General features: G+C 73.5%; 16 protein-coding genes. 10 read left to right on the forward strand and 6 right to left on the reverse strand.

Going from position 1 to position 14,420, the window contains the following annotated elements; genetic code table 11:
• The first annotated feature begins 41 nt into the window (after positions 1-41).
• The 5 genes from ACZ6JT_RS30700 (at position 42) to ACZ6JT_RS30720 (ending at position 4,012) form a co-directional block, all read left to right on the forward strand.
• Entirely contained in the window at positions 42-278 is a 237-nt protein-coding gene (locus ACZ6JT_RS30700; RefSeq protein ID WP_469214737.1) for a BON domain-containing protein, read from the forward strand.
• The gene (locus ACZ6JT_RS30705) at positions 275-1,003 is read left to right on the forward strand and encodes a metallophosphoesterase family protein (RefSeq protein WP_469214739.1); all 729 of its coding nucleotides are present in this window, start codon (positions 275-277) and stop codon (positions 1,001-1,003) included. The genes ACZ6JT_RS30700 and ACZ6JT_RS30705 overlap by 4 nt, the downstream gene beginning before the upstream one ends.
• A gap of 28 nt (positions 1,004-1,031) precedes the next feature.
• Positions 1,032-2,000 (forward strand): TIGR03557 family F420-dependent LLM class oxidoreductase, encoded by a 969-nt coding sequence (locus tag ACZ6JT_RS30710; RefSeq protein ID WP_469214742.1) that lies wholly within the window; start codon positions 1,032-1,034, stop codon positions 1,998-2,000.
• Positions 2,001-2,165: 165 nt separating this feature from the next.
• Positions 2,166-3,194 (forward strand): NAD-dependent epimerase/dehydratase family protein, encoded by a 1,029-nt coding sequence (locus ACZ6JT_RS30715; protein ID WP_469214743.1) that lies wholly within the window; start codon positions 2,166-2,168, stop codon positions 3,192-3,194.
• Between the two features lie 44 nt (positions 3,195-3,238).
• Positions 3,239-4,012: a VOC family protein gene (locus ACZ6JT_RS30720; RefSeq protein WP_469215013.1), complete on the forward strand. Its 774-nt coding sequence runs from the start codon at positions 3,239-3,241 to the stop codon at positions 4,010-4,012.
• Between the two features lie 16 nt (positions 4,013-4,028).
• Here ACZ6JT_RS30720 and ACZ6JT_RS30725 read toward each other — a convergent pair whose 3' ends face one another.
• The 3 genes from ACZ6JT_RS30725 to ACZ6JT_RS30735 all read right to left on the reverse strand — a co-directional run bounded on the left by ACZ6JT_RS30725 (position 4,029) and on the right by ACZ6JT_RS30735 (position 6,653).
• A complete protein-coding gene (locus ACZ6JT_RS30725; RefSeq protein ID WP_469214745.1) occupies positions 4,029-5,234 on the reverse strand; it encodes an FUSC family protein in 1,206 nt (401 codons plus the stop codon).
• A gap of 29 nt (positions 5,235-5,263) precedes the next feature.
• A complete protein-coding gene (locus ACZ6JT_RS30730; RefSeq protein ID WP_469214746.1) occupies positions 5,264-5,446 on the reverse strand; it encodes a hypothetical protein in 183 nt (60 codons plus the stop codon).
• A gap of 112 nt (positions 5,447-5,558) precedes the next feature.
• Positions 5,559-6,653 carry a carboxylate-amine ligase gene (locus tag ACZ6JT_RS30735; RefSeq protein WP_469214748.1) on the reverse strand — a complete coding sequence of 365 codons (1,095 nt, stop codon included), beginning with the start codon at positions 6,651-6,653 and terminating at the stop codon, positions 5,559-5,561.
• 214 nt (positions 6,654-6,867) lie between these two features.
• Between ACZ6JT_RS30735 and ACZ6JT_RS30740 the strand changes: the two genes are divergently transcribed.
• From ACZ6JT_RS30740 to ACZ6JT_RS30755, 4 genes are all read left to right on the forward strand, one after another.
• Positions 6,868-7,596, forward strand: a complete 729-nt coding sequence (locus tag ACZ6JT_RS30740; RefSeq protein WP_469214749.1) for an SOS response-associated peptidase — start codon at positions 6,868-6,870, stop codon at positions 7,594-7,596.
• Positions 7,597-7,734: 138 nt separating this feature from the next.
• Positions 7,735-8,163, forward strand: coding sequence for a hypothetical protein (locus ACZ6JT_RS30745; RefSeq protein WP_469214752.1), 429 nt, complete (start codon positions 7,735-7,737; stop codon positions 8,161-8,163).
• Positions 8,157-8,396, forward strand: coding sequence for a helix-turn-helix transcriptional regulator (locus ACZ6JT_RS30750; protein WP_469214753.1), 240 nt, complete (start codon positions 8,157-8,159; stop codon positions 8,394-8,396). Before ACZ6JT_RS30745 ends, ACZ6JT_RS30750 begins: the two co-directional genes overlap by 7 nt.
• The gene (locus ACZ6JT_RS30755) at positions 8,393-9,370 is read left to right on the forward strand and encodes an NAD(P)-dependent alcohol dehydrogenase (protein ID WP_469214754.1); all 978 of its coding nucleotides are present in this window, start codon (positions 8,393-8,395) and stop codon (positions 9,368-9,370) included. The genes ACZ6JT_RS30750 and ACZ6JT_RS30755 overlap by 4 nt, the downstream gene beginning before the upstream one ends.
• Here ACZ6JT_RS30755 and ACZ6JT_RS30760 read toward each other — a convergent pair.
• Positions 9,365-10,273, reverse strand: a complete 909-nt coding sequence (locus tag ACZ6JT_RS30760) for an endonuclease/exonuclease/phosphatase family protein (protein WP_469215015.1) — start codon at positions 10,271-10,273, stop codon at positions 9,365-9,367. The two genes, ACZ6JT_RS30755 and ACZ6JT_RS30760, sit on opposite strands and share 6 nt — an antisense overlap.
• A 301-nt stretch (positions 10,274-10,574) precedes the next feature.
• Between ACZ6JT_RS30760 and ACZ6JT_RS30765 the strand changes: the two genes are divergently transcribed.
• Complete coding sequence (locus tag ACZ6JT_RS30765; RefSeq protein ID WP_469214756.1) at positions 10,575-11,462, forward strand: ATP-grasp domain-containing protein; 888 nt, start codon at positions 10,575-10,577, stop codon at positions 11,460-11,462.
• Positions 11,463-11,480: 18 nt separating this feature from the next.
• Here ACZ6JT_RS30765 and ACZ6JT_RS30770 read toward each other — a convergent pair whose 3' ends face one another.
• Entirely contained in the window at positions 11,481-12,113 is a 633-nt protein-coding gene (locus ACZ6JT_RS30770) for a hypothetical protein (RefSeq protein ID WP_469214757.1), read from the reverse strand.
• Positions 12,114-12,243: 130 nt separating this feature from the next.
• Entirely contained in the window at positions 12,244-14,304 is a 2,061-nt protein-coding gene (locus tag ACZ6JT_RS30775; RefSeq protein ID WP_469214758.1) for an RICIN domain-containing protein, read from the reverse strand.
• Between the last annotated feature and the right edge of the window lie 116 nt (positions 14,305-14,420).

Genomic DNA, 14,420 nt, shown 5'->3' on the forward strand with positions numbered 1-14,420 from the left:
CAAGCCGTCCCGGCCAGGGCGGAGGACCCGTGGATGAGCCGGTGGAGTACCGCATAGAGCGCCTGAGGCGACGGCTCGCCGCGGCGGACATCGCCGAACTCGGCGTCCGCGTGGAGCTGCGCGGGAGCACCGTCGTCCTGTCCGGGACCGTGGGGTCGCCCGAATGCCTGGCGACGGTACGGGAGATGGCGGAGGCCGAACTGGCGGGCGTACCCCTGCTGACCGACCTCGTGGTGGGCCACACGGACCCCCCGGAGCACTCGGAGGTGCTGAGGTGATCCGGGTGGCCGCCGTCGGGGACATCCACCTCGGGCCGGACAGCCAAGGACTGCTGCGGCCCGCCTTCGAGACGCTGCCCCGCCACGCGGACGTCCTGCTGCTCGCCGGGGACCTCACCCGCCACGGCACGGCCGCCGAGGCCCGTGTGGTCGCCGCCGAGGTGGCCGAACTGCCCGTGCCGGTCGTGGCCGTGCTCGGCAACCACGACTACCAGAGCGACGAGCAGGAGACGGTGACCCGGGTCCTGGTGGAGTCTGGGGTGAGCGTGCTGGAGGGCGAGGGCGTGGTCCTCGACTTGGACGGCGTCAAGGTGGGGGTGGCGGGGACCAAGGGGTTCTGCGGCGGCTTCGTGGGGCGCAGCGGAAGCGAGTTCGGCGAGCCCGAGATGAAGTCCTTCATCGGCTACACCCGCCGGTGCGCCCAGGGGCTGTCGCGCGCGCTGCACGAGGTGACGGACGCGGGCTGCGACGTACGGATCGCCCTCACCCACTTCTCCCCGGTGCCGGACACCCTCGCAGGGGAGCCGCCGGAGATCTACCCCTTCCTCGGGAGCTATCTGCTCGCCGAGGCGATGGACGAGGTCGGGGCCGACCTCGCCGTGCACGGCCACGCCCACCGGGGCACGGAACACGGCGTGACGGCGGGCGGCGTACGGGTCCGCAACGTCGCGATGCCGGTCATCGACCGCGCCTTCGCCGTCTATCACCTGGGCGGAGGGGTTTGAGGGACCGTGCGCGGGTCAGACGCCGGGCATGGTTGCCATCGGATACACCATGATGACGGAGCAGGCCGGCCCGCGGGAGCTCGTGGAGCACGTGGTGGGGGCGGAGGCCGCCGGATTCGACTTCTCGGTCATCTCCGACCACTTCTTCCCCTGGCTGGACGAGCAGGGCCATTCGCCCTACGCCTGGAGCGTGCTCGGAGCCGCCGCGCAGGCGACCGAGCGGATTCCCCTGATGACCTTCGTGACCTGCCCGACGTACCGGTACCACCCGGCCGTCGTCGCCCAGAAGGCCGCGACGATGCAAATCCTCTCGCAGGGACGGTTCAGGCTGGGCCTCGGCTCCGGCGAGAACCTCAACGAGCACATCGTGGGTGCGGGCTGGCCCTCCCCCCGCGAGCGCCTGGAGCGGCTGGAGGAAGCCGTCGTCATCATCCGCAGGCTGCTCGCCGGCGAGACCGTCGACCACGACGGGCCCCACTTCCGCGTCGACCACGCCACCCTGTGGGACCTGCCCGAGGAGCCCCCGGAGATCGGCATCGCCGTGTCCGGCCCCCGGTCCTGCGCGGTCGCCGGCCGGCAGGCGGACCTCCTCGTCGCCATCGAGCCCAAGCAGTCCCTGCTGGACGACTTCGACCGGCACGGGGGAGCGGGCAAACCCCGCGTCGGCCAGGTCGCGGTCTGCTACGACCCGGACCGCGATGCCGCGGTGGCCCGCGCCCACGAGCAGTTCCGCTGGTCGCTCGGCGGCTGGGAGGTCAACGCCCAGCTGCGCGGGCCCGCCGCCTTCGCCCAGGCCAGCGAGGCCCTCGGCCCGGAGGACGTCGCCAAGGCCATCCCCTGCGGAGCCGACGTCGAGGAGTTCGTCGAGGCCGTGCGCCCCTACGCCGAAGCCGGCTTCACCGAGGTCGCCCTCGTCCAGATCGGCGGCGACCACCAGCGGCCCTTCCTCGACTGGGCCGAGAAGGAGCTGCTGCCCGCCCTGCGCCGGCTGCGGTGACTCAGGAGCAAGCGGGGAGCAAACCCAGGAGCAACCCAGCAGCAGACCAGGAGCAACCCCGGAGCAACCCAGGAGCACGACAGGACCCGCGGGAGCAGTCATGAACACCGTCCACAACACCCGTAGGCGCGAGGGCCGGCCCGGCCGGAAGGCGCGGGGGACGTCATGAGGGTCGTGGTGACCGGCGCGACCGGCAACGCGGGCACCAGCGTCGTGCGGGCCCTGGCGGAGGACCCGGCGGTCACGGACGTCCTCGGCGTCGCACGTCGCCTGCCGGGCCTGCGGATCCCCGGGGTGCGGTGGGCGGCCGCCGACATCGATCCCGGCCGAAGCGACCTCACCGAGCTCTTCGCGGGCGCCGACGCCGTCGTGCACCTCGCCTGGCGGTTCCAGCCCACCCACGATCCCGTGACGACGTGGCGCACCAACGTCCTGGGCAGCATCAGGGTCTTCGAGGCGTGTGCCCGCGCGGGCGTCGACACCCTCGTCCACGCCTCCTCGGTCGGCGCCTACTCGCCCGGCCCCGAGGACGGGCGACCCGTCGACGAGTCCTGGCCGACCCACGGCTGGCCGGGCGCCGCCTACACGCGGGAGAAGGCCTACCTGGAGCGCTACCTCGACGGCTTCCAGTCGGCCCACCCGGGGCTGCGCGTCGTACGGATGCGGCCCGCCTTCCTGTTCAAGGAAGTGGCGGCGAGCGAACAGCGGCGCATCTTCGCGGGCCCGCTCCTGCCCTGGCGCCTGATCCGCCCCGGTCTCGTCCCGGCCGTGCCCGCCGTCAGCGGCCTGCGCTTCCAGGCCCTGCACACCGAGGACGCCGCCGAGGCCTACCGGGCGGCCGTCGTCCGCCCGGTCCGCGGGCCGTTCAACCTGGTGGCGGATCCGGTGGTCGACATGGCTTCCATAGCGCGCCTTCTGCACGCCCCTACGGTGCCACTGCCCGCCGCGGCCGCCCGGGCCGCGCTCGCCGCCGCCTGGCGGATGTATCTGGTTCCGGCCGCGCCGGGCCTCTTCGACGCCGTCCTGCGACTGCCGCTCCTCGACGCGGGCCGTGCCCGCGAGGAGCTCGGCTGGATCCCCACGCGCACCGCCACCGAGGCCGTGGGCGCGTTCCTGACGGGACTGCGGCGCGGGGAGGGACTGGACACGCCGCCCCTCGCCGGACCGGGCCCCCGGGCGGGTGCGCGAGCATGACGGTCCGGCCGTCGTGAGGATGAGGGGAGACGGTCCTCGTGTCGATGACCAGCGACGAGGTGTTCGGAGCGCCCTGCTGGGTCAGCCTGGCCACGCACGACCTCGGTGCGGCACAGGATTTCTACGGAGCCGTCTTCGGCTGGTCGTTCCGCAGGACCAGGCTCGGGGAGGGCTTCCGCGTGGCCTCCCTGGACGGGCTCCCGGTCGCGGGCCTGGGCACGGCGAACGGGCAGGCGATCATACCGGTGGCCTGGACGCCCTACTTCGCCGTCCCGGACGCCGACGTCACCGCCGCCCGCATCCGCGAGCGCGGCGCCACGGTCGCGGTCGGCCCGCTCGCCCTCGGCACGGGACGGGCGGTGATCGCCGCCGACCCCGCCGGAGCGGTGTTCGGCGTCTGGGAAGGCGAGGTCATGTCCGACTGGATCGGCGACCCGGCCGGCTCGCAGGCCTGGCTGCGGCTGCGCACGCAGGACGCGTTCGCCGCCGCCGTCTTCTACGGGGAGGTCCTGGACTGGGCCTGCGAGCGCCCGGGCTGCTGCGACGTGGCCTACGAGCACGACCACGTGGTGGTTCGCAGGGGAGGCGCCACCGTGGCCCGGATCGACGTCGGCGCCGCGAAGGGCGCGGTCGACGCTCTGGCCCGCCCGCGCTGGGTCGTCCACTTCGCCGTCGCCGACCTGGACGCGGCCGTCGGAACCGCTGTCCACCGCGGGGCCGCCGTCGTGTCCCCCGTGGAGGCCTCCCCCTTCGGCCGGCGGGTCACGCTGCGCGATCCCGAGGGCGCGCTCTTCTCGGTCAGCGAGGAGACCACATAGCCCGGCCCGGCCCGGCTCAGGCCGGGCGGGAGAAGACCCGCCGGGTCAGGCGGTGCAGCCGGGGGTAGCGCTCGCGCCGCATGCGGGAGTGCCGGTCCAGTTCCTCGATGAGCCGTTCCGAGCGCTTGTCCACCCCCAGTTCGTCGAGCACCCGGTCCGCCTCGGCGAGCAGCGCCCCGTACAGCTGCCACGCCGCCGGATGGGCACCCGCCTCGTGCGGGAGCAGCACGGCGAGGCGGTCCCGGCTGACGCGGGCCGTCGACAGCTCCCGGGTGAGCTTCTCCTCGGCCTGCTCGGCGTTGGCGCTGACCTGCGCGGTGATCAGCTCGGCGAAGCTCTCCACGGCGATGGCCAGGTGCCCGTACAGGTCGCGCAGGGCATCGGCGATGGGCGGCGGAAACAGCGCCTCCGCCTGGCGCGCCTTCGCGAGGTCCGTCAGGGTCCGGCAGGAGACCCGCAGCACCACCGCGCAGATCTCCAGCGTGTCCAGTCCCGTACGCAGCACCAGGCGGAACAGGAGTCCCTCACGGACCCGCGGGTTCAGCCGCAGACTGTCCTCCGCCTGCCGCAGGGACGCGTCGACCAGCGCGATGTCGTTGTCGAGCCGACGGGCCTCGTGGAGGTGCGCGGCGGCCGTCTCGACCGGCGTGTGTTCGGCGAGCTGGTCGCCGATGTGACCGAGCAGGGCGCGCATGCGCCGGGCGAGGTCCGTGATGGCCTCGCTCGCCGGCCCGATCCACACGGGCGGTACGAACAGGAAGTTGAACAGCAGGCCGACCGCCGCGCCGATCAGTGTCTCCAGCACCCGGTCCCAGGCGGTGTCCGTCACGCTGGTCACGCCCAGCACCAGCATCGCGCTGATCGCGACCTCGGGTACGAACTCCCCGGCCTTCACCAGCGGCCCGATGGCGAGCGAGACCAGGATGATCAGCCCGAGGCTCCACCAGGTGAGGCCCACGAGCGCGCTGAAGCCGATCGCGAGCAGCACCCCGGCCACGACGGAGTTGACCCGCCGGATCCCGGTGGTGAGCGTGGAGTAGAGGGTGACCTGGACGACGAGCAGTGCGGTGAGCGGAGCCGTCAGGGGCGCTGGTTCGTCGCTGAGCCTGAGGGCGACGACGTACGAGATGACGGCGGCCGCGGTCGAGCGCACCGTCTGCACGACCGCGGGCTCCCGGTGGCGGCGGACGAGGGCGCGCAGGGGGTCAATGGCTTGTGGCATATTCCGCCCCTTCCCCGCCGAGGGGAAGATCAACGGGGTGTCGACGCGCCTCTTGCGGCGCCCGGTCCGCCGCGGCCGTCGCCGCCCTCGCCGCCGAACCAGTAGTCGCCCGCGGCCAGCGGCCACGAGGGCACCGCCCGGTCCCGGGGCTCGCCGCCGCCCCGGGGGTGGCGGACCTCGGCCTCTTCGTCAGGACGCTCGAATTCCAGCACAGGAAGACTCCCTTCAGCGGGGTGGGGGACTGGTTCCATCCTCGGGGCCCGCACCCGATGCCGCACGACGAGAGCCGGCCCGGCGGCTTCCGGGCCGGCGCAGCGCGGCCCCTCAGGGAGCGGTGCTCTGGGTCGTGATCAGGTCGATCAGTGCCGGCAGGCCGCCGTCGCGCAGCGACCGGCGCTGCCGTTCGGCCGCGGCGCCCTCCCGCAGCAGCCGGTGGACGAGGGAGGTCACCTCACGGACGTCCCCGGCCTCCTCCAGTGCGGGCAGGATGTGCCGGACGAGCAGGGCCACGGCCGCGCGGGCCTCCAGGCGGGCGCCGTCCGGTCCGACCAGAGGCCCCGCCACGCCGTGCCGGGCGGCCTGCCAGGTCGCGGCCTGCAGCATCTCCGGCGTGCAGAGCGGCGCGGGCACCCCGCGGGCGGCGTCCTGGAGGGCGGTGGCGACCAGCGCCCGCACGATGCCCGCGAACATCACCGCGTCGTCGGCCCGCAACTGCACGTCGGCGCACCTGATCTCGACGGTCGGATACTTCTCCGACAGCCTGGCGTGCCAGTACAGCTGGCCGATGTCCGCGATGACGCCGGATTCCACCAGTTCGGCCGCACGCAGGTCGTAGTCGGCGTCGTCACGGAAGACGGGCGTGGGGCCGCTCACCGGCCAGCGTCCGAAGACGACGGTGCGCCAGCTCGCGAAGCCGGTGTCGTGTCCCTCCCACAGCGGGGAGTTCGCCGACATGGCCAGCACGGTCGGCAGCCATACGCGGATCCGGTTCAGCACGTCGACGCCGTGCGCCCGGTCCGGGACTCCCACATGCACGTGCATGCCCGTGATCAGCTGCTCGTCGACGAGGCGGGCGGCGTGCGTGCGCATGGCCAGGTAGCGGCTGACGGGGGTGACGGGCACCGGCGTGACGCCCTTGACCGGCGCGGTTCCGGTCAGCGCCGCCTTGCAGCCGCTCTTCTCGGCGGCGGAGCCCACGGCGTGCCGCAGGCGCAGCAGGTGGCCGCCGATCTCCCCCAGGTCGGTGCAGACGGGCGTGGCGACCTCGACCTGGGCCTGGAGGAGCTCGGCCTGCACCTGGTCCCCGGCGGAGACCGGATCGAGGCCGGCCGCGACCCGAACCGCGGCACCGTGGGGGACCGGCAGGCCCGTCTCCGGATCCACCAGCAGATACTCTTCCTCGACCCCGACAGTGATCATCTGTGTGCGTACCCTGCCGTCGTCCGATGTGTGCGAGCGATGTGTGCGTCCGTTTGCCCGCCACGGCCGTTCCGCAAACCGGCCGTCACCTGGGGCGAGCCGGTGCCGCCCCCCGTTCCGACCTCTCGCGGAAGCCGGTGTTCCGCGTCTGCCCGCCGCACGGACCCCGGCGTGTACCCGACGGGAAGCCGGCTCGGGTGGCAGGGTGGACGGTATGTGCGGCCGTTACGCCTCCACCCGCAGCCCCGAGGACCTGTCCGGCCTCTTCGGAACCGCGCCCCCGGACCCCGGTCACCTGCTGGAGCCGAGCTGGAACGTCGCCCCCACCGACGCGGTGTGGGCGGTGCTGGAGCGCGCCGACCGCGAGACCGGGCTCCTGGAGCGCAAGCTGCGCCCCCTGCGGTGGGGGCTGGTGCCGTCGTGGTCCAAGAGCGCGACGGGCGGCGCGAAGATGATCAACGCGCGCGTGGAGACGGTGCACGAGAAGCCGGCCTACCGGCGCGCCTTCGCCAAGCGCCGGTGCCTGCTCCCGGCGGACGGGTTCTACGAGTGGGAGCCCGTGCCCGCCTCCGGCACGGCCAAGGCGTACAAGCAGCCGTACTTCATCCGCCCCGAGGACGGCGAGGTGATGGCGATGGCCGGGCTGTACGAGTTCTGGCGCGACCCCGCCGTCGCCGACGACGACGCCGCCGCGGCGTGGTGGGCCACCTGCACCATCCTCACCACCGAGGCCACCGACGCGGCCGGCCGCGTGCACCCCCGCATGCCGCTCGCCCTCGCCCCGGCCGACTACGCGGCCTGGCTCGACCCGTCCCACCAGGACGCGGACGAGCTGCGCGCCCTCCTCGCCGCACCGGCGGGCGGCCGGCTGGACGTCCGCGCGGTGTCGACCGCGGTCAACAACGTCCGCAACAACGGCCCCGAGCTCCTCGAAGCGCCGTAGCACGTACGGGCCGTACCGAGAGCCGTACCCAGAGACGGCCGAGGGCTCCGGCCGTCGAAGCGTGTACAGAATTCTTGACATCGTGTTGTGTCTGCTTGACACTCCAGGTGTCGGGTTTTCTTTACATGGGGAGTGGGCGTGGCAGTCGAGGAGAAACGCGCGTGGATCATGATCGTGGTGACGGTCGTGTCCTACGGGGCGTACCTGGCCGTGGTCCTGGGGCGGTCCGGGGACAGCCCGCTCGCCCAGGCGCCGTACGTCGCCGCGCTGCTCTGGAGCGTCGGCGCGGCGATCGTCGCGTCGATCGCCCTGCACATCACCGTGGCGCTGCTCGCCCCCGAGGGGGACAACACCAGGGACCAGCGCGACCGGGAGATCCACCACTTCGGTGAGTACATCGGCCAGTCCTTCGTCGTGATCGGCGGTGTGGCCGGACTCGTCCTGGCCATGGCCGAGGCCGCCCCGTTCTGGATCGCCAACGCCATCTACCTGGCGTTCGTCCTGTCGGCGCTCCTCGGATCCACGGCGAAGATCACCGCCTACCGGTTCGGCTTCCAGCCGTGGTGAGGCCCACGAAGGTCACCAACAGCATCCGCGCCCTCCGCTTCGCCAAGGGCGAGATGACGCAGGCCGAGCTCGCCCGCCGCATCGGCGTGACCCGGCAGACCGTCATCGCCATCGAGCAGGGCCGCTACTCGCCCTCCCTGGAGAAGGCCTTCCAGATCGCCCGCGTGTTCGCCGTACCGCTCGACGCAGTGTTCCAGTACTCCGTGACCGAGGCAGAGGAAGACGACTCATGAAGGCCATGGTCCAGGACACCTACGGATCGCCCTCGGTGCTGCGGCTGGAGGAGACGGACCGGCCGGAGCCGGGCCCCGGCGACGTGCTCGTACGGGTCCACGCCGCGGGCGTGGACCAGGGCGTCTGGCACCTCATGGCGGGCATGCCGTACGCACTGCGCGCCATGGGCTTCGGCCTCCGGGCGCCCAAGGCACGCATCCGCGGCATGGACCTCGCGGGGCGGGTGGAGGCGGTCGGCGCGGACGTCACCCGCTTCCGCCCGGGCGACGAGGTGTACGGCAGCTGCGACGGGTCGTTCGCCGAGTACGCCTGCGCCAAGGAGGACGCGCTCGCACCGAAACCGCGCAACGTCGGCTTCGAACAGGCCGCCGCCGTACCGGTCTCCGCCTGTACCGCGCTCAAGGCCCTGCGCGACGTCGGACGGGTGAAGGCCGGGCAGTCCGTCCTCGTCCTCGGCGCGTCGGGCGGGGTCGGCACGTACGCCGTGCAGCTGGCCAAGGCCTTCGGCGCCGCCCACGTCACCGGAGTCTGCAGCGCCGCCAAGGCGGACCTGGTCCGTTCCATCGGCGCCGACGAGGTCGTCGACTACGCGCGGCGGGACCCGGCCGACGGCAGCCGGCGCTACGACCTCGTCCTCGACATCGCCGGCAACCGGCCCGTCTCCCGGCTCCGCCGCGCCCTCACCCCGCGCGGGACCCTCGTCATCGTCGGCGGCGAAGGAGGCGGCCGGTGGCTCGGCGGGAACGAGCGGCAGCTCGGCGCGCTCCTGCTGTCCCCGTTCGTCGGCCACCGCCTGCGCTCCGTCGCCGCCATGGAGCACCACCACAGCGACCTCCGGGTGCTCACCGAGCTCATCGAGGCCGGCTCGGTGACCCCCGTCGTCGACCGGAGCTACCCGCTGGCCGAAGTACCCGATGCCATCCGCTACCTGAGGGAGGGCCACGTCCGCGGGAAGGTCGTGATCCGGCTATGAGCCGCCGAGCGTGATGCGGGCGGCGACCGGCAGGTGGTCGCTGCCGGTCGCGGGCAGCGTCCGGACGTCGGCCACCGTCGCCGAACGGGTCAGGACCTGGTCGATCCGGGACACCGGCAGGGCAGCGGGCCAGCTGAAGGCGACACCCCGGCGGGCCGCCCGCAGCCGCGAGGTCAGCGGGGCGAGACCGCGGTCGTCCACCGTGCCGTTGAGGTCGCCCAGCAGGATCACCGTGTCCAGCCGCTCCGCGGCGACGGCCGCACCCAGCAGATCCGCGCTCTCGTCCCGCGGACCGGAGCTGAAACCGCTCGGCCGGATGCGCACCGAGGGCAGGTGGGCCACGTACACGGCGATCTCACCCCGGGGCGTGCGCACCCCCGCCCGCAGACCACGGCTCCAGCCCTCCCCGATCCCGGCCGGCCTGATGTCCACGGGCCGGACCTCCGTCAGCGGATGCCGCGACCAGAGTCCGACCGTTCCCTCGACCGCGTGGTGGGGGAACTCCGTCGCCAGGGCCGATGCGTAGACCGGCAGTGCGGCGGGCGTCAGCTCCTCCAGGGCGACGAGGTCCGGCGCGGCCCGCAGCAGCGCCGCCGCGGTGCCCGCGGGATCGGCGTTCTCGTCGCTGACGTTGTGCTGCACCGCCGTCAGGTCGTGGGGGCCGCCGCCGGAGGGCAGCAGCAGCCCGCCGAACAGCACCGCCCACGCGGTGGCGGGAAGCAGCAGGGCCGACAGGGCGGTGGCCGAGCGGCGCACCACGGCCGCCACGAGCAGGACCGGAACCGCGAGGCCCAGCCAGGGCAGGAAGGCCTCCAGCAGACTGCCGAGGCGGCCGACGCCGTTGGGCACGGCCCGGTGGAAGGCCAGGAGCCCGGCGGTCAGGACGGCGAGGGAGGCCGTCACCCGCCCCCGCGTCCAGGCCGAGCGGCCCCGCGCGTCCCTGCCGTGCCACCGGACGCTGCCGCGCCACCGGCCACTGCCGAGCCGCCGTACGGCCGCCCGGCGCCACCGGCCGCCGCGCACACCGCTGTCGACCTGCTCCACCAACGCCGCCCCGCCCCTCCGCCTTCTCACCCGGTTCCCGTCCCGCAGCCATGAGCACGACGTCGCCCCGTACGACGCACCAGCCACCGGCCGGGTTCCCTCCCGCCGGCGGATCGTGCGTGCAAGAGTGATCGCCGGCACGTGACGAGGGGAGAGCCGCATGAGTGCTGCAAGGATCGCGATCGTGACGAGCGAGACCGGCGTCGACGAGGACCCGGACCTCTCACTGGTCCTGGCGGCCCTGCGCGCCGCGGGCCTGTCCGCGGAGGCCGTGGCCTGGGACGCCGACCCGAAGGTGTGGGACGGCTTCGACCTGGCGGTCATCCGCTCGACCTGGGACTACGTGGGACGGCTCGAGGAGTTCCTGGCCTGGGCCGAGGCGACGGCCGAGGTCACCAGGCTGTGGAACCCGGCGCCGCTGGTGCGCTGGAACAGCGACAAACGCTATCTGCGGGAGCTCGCCGAGCGCGGGGTCCCCGTGGTGCCGACGTGCTTCGTCGAACCGGGCGGGCCCTGCGCGGAGGAGGACTTCGACGGGCCTCACGGAGTGGTGGTCAAGCCCACGGTCTCCGCGGGCGCCCGCGACACCGCACGGTACGAACCCGGCCGCCGGGCCGATGCCGTGGCCCATGCCCGGCTGTTGCTGGACCAGGGCCGTGCCGCCATGGTCCAGCCCTACCTGCGCCGCGTGGAGGAGGGGGAACGCGCCCTGGTCTTCTTCTCCGGCACCTTCAGCCACGCCATCCGCAAGCAGCCGGTGCTCACCGAGGCGGGGGTGACGGACAACTTCCGGGTGCCGCACCCGGGAGCCACCCCGTACCGGCCCTCCGAGGCGGAGCTCCGTACGGCGCGGCAGGCGCTGGCCGCGGTCCCGGCACCGGGCGACCTGCTGTTCGCCCGAGTGGACCTGGCCCTGGACGAGAGCGGGCAGCCGGTGGTCATGGAGCTGGAACTCATCGAGCCGAACCTGTTCCTCCGCCTCGACCCGCAGGGGCTGGAACGTTTCGTCGAAGCCGTGGCGGCCGAAGTCCGGCACGCCACGGCTTAGTTCGTCTTCAGCCGCCCCCTAGCCCAGCCCGAGGCGGATCCGGCGGCGCCGGCGCAGGAAGAGGCCGACGGCCGCCCCGGCCAGGGCGGTCGCCGCGACACCCGCCGTCGTCCACCAGAGGGCGTCCCCCTCGGCGTCGGAGTCGGCGGCCGGCACCTGCGCCGCGGACGCGGCCGGGGCGGCGGCCGACGGGGAAGCGGGCGACGGCTGCGCGGCGGACGGCGTGCCCGGAGCCGCGGCGGAGGCGGTCGGCGCACCGGTGGCCGGCGCCGGGTCCACTACGGGTACGGCGACTTCCAGGTCTCCGTGCCCGAGGGACGGGAACCCCACGTCGACGCTGACCTTCCACGAACCCGGCGGCAGGGCCTCGGCCGTGGTCCAGCCGGCCGGCGCCGCGGCCGGATCGCGCACCAGGCGCCAGGGGCCCTGGGTGCGGGTGCCGTCGACGCTGACCGCGTTCACGGTGGCGGCGACCGCCTCGTCGACGGCGTCCCCGTCGTTCTCCCAGGTGATGTCGGCGGTGACGTGGCCCGCCCGCTGCCCGGTCACCACCACCTTCACGGTGTCTCCGTGGGCGTGGGCCGCAACAGGGGTCAGCAACATGAGGCCGAGTGCGGTCAGGACGGCCGAGAAAGCGATTCGTATGCGCATCGTCGGAGTGCTCCGGTCGAGATGAGGGATACCGGCGGACGGCCGCGCGGGGCGGCCGTCCGCCGGGGCGGGTTCACGGCGTCAGGGCCGCGAGGGCCCGCCCGGCCGTGGCGTCGCGTCGCGACAGGGCTCAGCCGGCCTTCTGGAGGGTCCAGGCCTGAGCCGCGCGGCCGTCCGCACGCTGGAGGTCGAGCAGCCAGTTCCCGTAGTAGGGGCGGTTGCTGACGGTGAGGGCGAAGCCGCCGCTCGGGTCGGTGACGGTGACCGCGCCACCGCGGGAGGTCAGCTTCCAGGCCTGTGCGCCGTTGCCCTTGTCGCAGGGCTGCTGCGCGACCCACATGCCCGCGGCGGGCGTGCCGCCCGGCTGCAGGCACTTGCCGGAGACCGCGGACCGCATGCGGACCTGGCCGTTGCCGGCGTCGTCGAAGAACCACTGCTGCTGGGCGTACCCGTTGGCGCGGCCGCCGACGAGCACGGTGCCGTCGGCGGTGCGGCCGCCCCATACCTCGGCCGCCATGCCGGTGCTGCCGTTGCCGAGCGTGTACTTGGTGCCCGGGGTGGTCGCCCCGCCGCCCGTTCCCGGCGTCTTGAAGGACGCGGCCTTGCCGGGTCCGCTGTCACGCCCGGAGCTGTCGCGGACGGAGACGGTGACCGAGTACGAGGTGTTGGGCTGCAGGTTGTAGATGCGCAGCGCCTGCGACTGGACCCAGGTCAGGTGCTTGCCGTTCAGGAGGACCTGGTACCAGGAGGCACCCTCGACCTTGGGCCAGCTCACCACGACGGAGTCGGACTGGATCTGGGCCGCCGTCGCGGCCGGGCCGCCGCCGGGCTTCTTCGTCGGCGTGGGCGTCGGCTTCTTCGTCGGGGTCGGCGTCGGGTTCGGGTTCGGGTCGGTACCGCCACCGCCCTTCGTGCGCATCAGGAACTGGTTGTCGGCGATGTTCCAGTGCGTGGCCAGGTAGCTTCCGGCCTTGGGGCTGGTGTGGAAGTAGTCGTCGTGGTTGCAGTCCAGGATGTTCTCGGACGCCTGGTTGGTGCAGACGTTGCGCATCTGCGGGTAGTACGGGGTGTCCGAGTAGCACATGACGTCGTACTCGTCGGTGCAGTGGGCGCCACGGCTGGTGTTCGGGGCGCTGTTGTTGACCGCGCCCAGGTTGTGCCCGAGCTCGTGGGCCGCGGTGTGGCCGCCCCAGCAGCCGGAGTCCGTACGGCCGTAGGACGGGCCGAAGTTGCTCTGGTTGGCCTGGCCGGGCCGCTCGTCGCCCGCGAAGGTGCCGATGCCGCAGTAGACCTGGGTGTCCGCGAAGATCATGTACTTGCGGTCGCGGCGGTCGAGGCCCTTGCCGGCGAGCGCGTTGTTGGTCGCGCTGAACTCGGCCAGCGCCGAGGCCGGGAGCTCGATGTTGAGCACCGTGGGGGTGCAGTCCGCGGCGGTGACGTAGCGGATGTGGCGTACGCCGCCGGTCTCCTGGGCGCTCGCCGCGTAGATGAGGTCGGCGTCGGCCGCCCACTTGCGGAACGAGGCGACGTACTCGGAGTAGCGGTCCTTGCCGGGGGCGTGGACGTACACGACCTGCACGCGGTTGCCGGTGCTGCCGTCGCCGTCGCACTGGACGGTCTGGCCCGCGGGGCCCGCGGCGACGGCCTGGCTGCCGCCCGCGGCGGCCGGTTCGGGCGCCTTCGCCTTGGTCGCCGAGGCGTCGGCGGCGGGCGCGTCCTGAGGACGCCCGCCCCCTTCCTTGGAGGCGGGGTCCTCGGCGGCGGGGCGGGAGGGATCGGCCGCCGGAGCGGTCTCCTTGACGGCCGGGGCTATGTCCTTGGTGATGTCGACGCCCTTGGGCGGTGCGTCGGGGCCGTGGGTGCACAGGCCGGTGTCGGTGCGGTAGACACCGACGCACCGGTCGCCCTTCGGCGCGGCCTGGAGGCCGTCGTAGACCATGCCGCGCTCGTTCTCGTTGGCGGGCGCGGCGGCGATCGGATCGGGCTCCTGGTCCCGGGCGGGCGCGGCGGCCGGTGCGGCGGCCTCCGCGGCCTGAACGGGCGACACCGCCTGGGCGCCGTCGCCGAGTCCGGAGTAGGCGATGCCGGCGGCTATCACCGCCGCCGTTGCCGTGGCGGCGGTGACGAGTATCAACCTCCGCGGTTTGCGGCGGTGGTCGGCGGCGGCGCGACGTCTGCGTCGTCCTGTCATGGGCACCTCAAATCGTTGTCGGAAGACTGGGTGCGCGGAAGCCTGCCAGACGAATGCCGCGGAGAATTCGGACAAACGGGAGCGCGCTGCGGGAAATCATTCCGTTACCCGTCGGC

The sequence above is a fragment of the Streptomyces sp. NPDC046308 genome (assembly GCF_055588065.1).

What these genes read in the sequence shown, in the direction of transcription:
- ACZ6JT_RS30710 (WP_469214742.1), top strand. Translation starts at nt 1,032, where the DNA reads ATGGTTGCCATCGGATACACCATGATGACGGAGCAGGCCGGCCCGCGG.
- ACZ6JT_RS30715 (WP_469214743.1), top strand. Translation starts at nt 2,166, where the DNA reads ATGAGGGTCGTGGTGACCGGCGCGACCGGCAACGCGGGCACCAGCGTC.
- ACZ6JT_RS30720 (WP_469215013.1), top strand. Translation starts at nt 3,239, where the DNA reads ATGACCAGCGACGAGGTGTTCGGAGCGCCCTGCTGGGTCAGCCTGGCC.
- ACZ6JT_RS30725 (WP_469214745.1), bottom strand. Translation starts at nt 5,234, where the DNA reads ATGCCACAAGCCATTGACCCCCTGCGCGCCCTCGTCCGCCGCCACCGG.
- ACZ6JT_RS30735 (WP_469214748.1), bottom strand. Translation starts at nt 6,653, where the DNA reads ATGATCACTGTCGGGGTCGAGGAAGAGTATCTGCTGGTGGATCCGGAG.
- ACZ6JT_RS30740 (WP_469214749.1), top strand. Translation starts at nt 6,868, where the DNA reads ATGTGCGGCCGTTACGCCTCCACCCGCAGCCCCGAGGACCTGTCCGGC.
- ACZ6JT_RS30755 (WP_469214754.1), top strand. Translation starts at nt 8,393, where the DNA reads ATGAAGGCCATGGTCCAGGACACCTACGGATCGCCCTCGGTGCTGCGG.
- ACZ6JT_RS30765 (WP_469214756.1), top strand. Translation starts at nt 10,575, where the DNA reads ATGAGTGCTGCAAGGATCGCGATCGTGACGAGCGAGACCGGCGTCGAC.
- ACZ6JT_RS30770 (WP_469214757.1), bottom strand. Translation starts at nt 12,113, where the DNA reads ATGCGCATACGAATCGCTTTCTCGGCCGTCCTGACCGCACTCGGCCTC.
- ACZ6JT_RS30775 (WP_469214758.1), bottom strand. Translation starts at nt 14,304, where the DNA reads ATGACAGGACGACGCAGACGTCGCGCCGCCGCCGACCACCGCCGCAAA.